Source organism: Nostoc sp. CALU 546, from assembly GCF_048836525.1.
Genome location: NZ_JAWJTF010000311.1, coordinates 1 through 2,339, shown reverse-complemented (window position 1 = coordinate 2,339; position 2,339 = coordinate 1). Strand labels below are relative to the sequence as shown.

At 38.5% G+C, this 2,339-nt stretch carries 3 protein-coding genes; all 3 read right to left on the bottom strand.

The features are described from left to right. Positions 1-50: 50 nt before the first annotated feature. From hypB to hypE, 3 genes are read right to left on the bottom strand one after another with little or no spacing between them, the layout of a single operon-like run. Positions 51-872 (bottom strand): hydrogenase nickel incorporation protein HypB, encoded by an 822-nt coding sequence (gene hypB, locus RRG12_RS43120; protein WP_420758959.1) that lies wholly within the window; start codon positions 870-872, stop codon positions 51-53. Then, complete coding sequence (gene hypA / locus RRG12_RS43115) at positions 863-1,204, bottom strand: hydrogenase maturation nickel metallochaperone HypA (protein WP_420758958.1); 342 nt, start codon at positions 1,202-1,204, stop codon at positions 863-865. The genes hypB and hypA overlap by 10 nt, the downstream gene beginning before the upstream one ends. A 20-nt stretch (positions 1,205-1,224) precedes the next feature. Then, complete coding sequence (gene hypE, locus RRG12_RS43110; RefSeq protein ID WP_420758957.1) at positions 1,225-2,328, bottom strand: hydrogenase expression/formation protein HypE; 1,104 nt, start codon at positions 2,326-2,328, stop codon at positions 1,225-1,227. Positions 2,329-2,339 lie beyond the last annotated feature (11 nt).

The following is a 2,339-nucleotide window of genomic DNA, read 5'->3' as shown; positions in this document are numbered from 1 at the left end:
CTACAATAATCAGTCTTTTGTCTTGGCGGCGATTTATCGCGTTTCTTACCTTAATTTTTAGTTATCCATTTATACCAATTATCTAAACCTACACCAGTAGTTGCGGAAACCTGAAAAATCTTAATTTGGGGATTTACCTGTACAGCATATTCTATGCACTTTTGCACATCAAAGTTCACATAAGGTAGCAAATCAATTTTCGTGAGAATCATTACATCACTAGCACGGAAGATATGCGGGTATTTTAGCGGCTTATCCTCTCCTTCCGTGACTGAGAGAATCACAACTTTTGCCTGTTCTCCCAAATCAAATAAGGCTGGACAAACTAAATTTCCCACATTTTCAATCATCACAACTGAATTCAGTGGTGGATTCAGTTGTTGTAAACCCTTGTCTATCATTGATGCATCTAAATGACAGCCTGTTCCGGTATTTATTTGGATGACTTTAGAACCTGTTTCTTTAATTTTTTTGGCATCATTAGCAGTTTCTTGGTCGCCTTCAATAACGCTAATAGATAATTGATGTTTTAAATCATTAATGGTTCGCGTCAAAAGAGTTGTTTTACCTGCACCGGGAGAACTCATTAAATTTAAGGCGAGAATATTTCGACCTTTAAACCATCCGCGATTTTGGGCAGCTAGCAGGTTATTCTTTGCCAATATATCCTGTTCTAAAGATATCGTTGTGTTGTGTATTTTGGCATGAATTTGAGGCGCTTCTATATGAGTGTCGTGACTATGGGAATGAGTAATGACAGTACCATCTGGTAAAGTATGAGTATGGTGATGATGGTTATGTTCAGCTTCATCTGTTTCTAAATTGGTAATTTTAGCTTCACCATCATCCGAACAACCACAGGTTACACACATAATTCCTCGATTTCTATTTCTTTAATTTTCAGCTCTTCACCAGTAATTAAATCTAATTCCACGCTACCGCAGTTACAGATTCCAAATGGTTTATCTAAAGAAATTTCTGCACCACATTGGCGACATCTCCATAAACCTGGAATTTCTAAAATTTCTAATGTCGCCCCTTCTAAAACTGTACCTTGAGTGCAAATATCAAAACAAAATCGGATAGCGTCGGGCATGATGGCTGAAAGTTTGCCAATTTCTAATAAAACTCGCTGCACTTTTGCGCCTTTGGCATTTTCAGTCACAATTGCCACAATATTTTGGGTGATTCCGAGTTCGTGCATACTATAAAATCTATTAAATATTAACAAATTCGTGGCAATTGGTCGCCTACCAACATATCAACAATTCTTTCAGCACCAAAAACTGTTTTTAACAATACAATACCTGGGGGTGAGGTAATAACTTCGCCAATAATACAAGCATCTTTCCCTGCTGGGTGAGATTTCATAGCTGATAAAACGTTGTCAGCATTCTCTTTTGGAACCACTACAACTAACTTACCTTCATTAGCTAAATATAATGGGTCTAAACCGAGAATTTCGCAAACTCCGTTGACTTCTTCACGCACTGGTATAGATTCTTCGTAAAGACGAATTCCCACATTTGAACTGAGGGCAAATTCATTTAATACTGTAGCTAACCCACCGCGTGTAGCATCTCGCATAGCATGAACTTGTGGACATACTTGGAGAATAGTTTCTACTAAATTATGCAACGGCTGACAGTCACTTTCAATAGTAGTTTCTAAGGCTAATTCCCCACGGGCAATTAAAATTGCTGTCCCATGATTGCCTATTTCACCATTAATTATTACGGCATCTCCAGGTTTAATATTATGGGCGGAAATGCTAATTCCTCGTGGGATGATACCAATACCAGCAGTATTAATAAAGAGTTTATCGGCAGCACCACGATGTACAACTTTTGTGTCACCAGTGACAATTTGAACACCAGCTTTTTCTGCGGCTGCTTTCATGCTGTTTGCGACACGGCGTAAGGTTTCTACAGGTAATCCTTCTTCTAAAATTACGCTACAAGTTAGATATAAAGGTTTAGCACCGCTGACTGCTAAATCATTAACTGTGCCGTTAACGGCTAATTCTCCTATATCACTACCGGGGAAAAATAAGGGGTCTACAACATAAGAATCTGTTGTAAATGCGAGTCTGTCTCCTTGTTGCATGAGACTGCCTAAGTTGAAGCTGGCTTGGTCTTCTAGTTGTGAGAGAATTGGGTTATCAAAATTGCTGACAAAGATATCATCTATTAAATCACGCATGGCTTTACCACCACTGCCATGTGCGAGAGTTATATGAGTGTCTTGCACTTTAGTTTGGCGACGACGGACTTTTTCTATTTTTTGGAATAGGGGATTTTGGATTGGGTTTGTGGGGGAAATATTCATATTAAATTTTT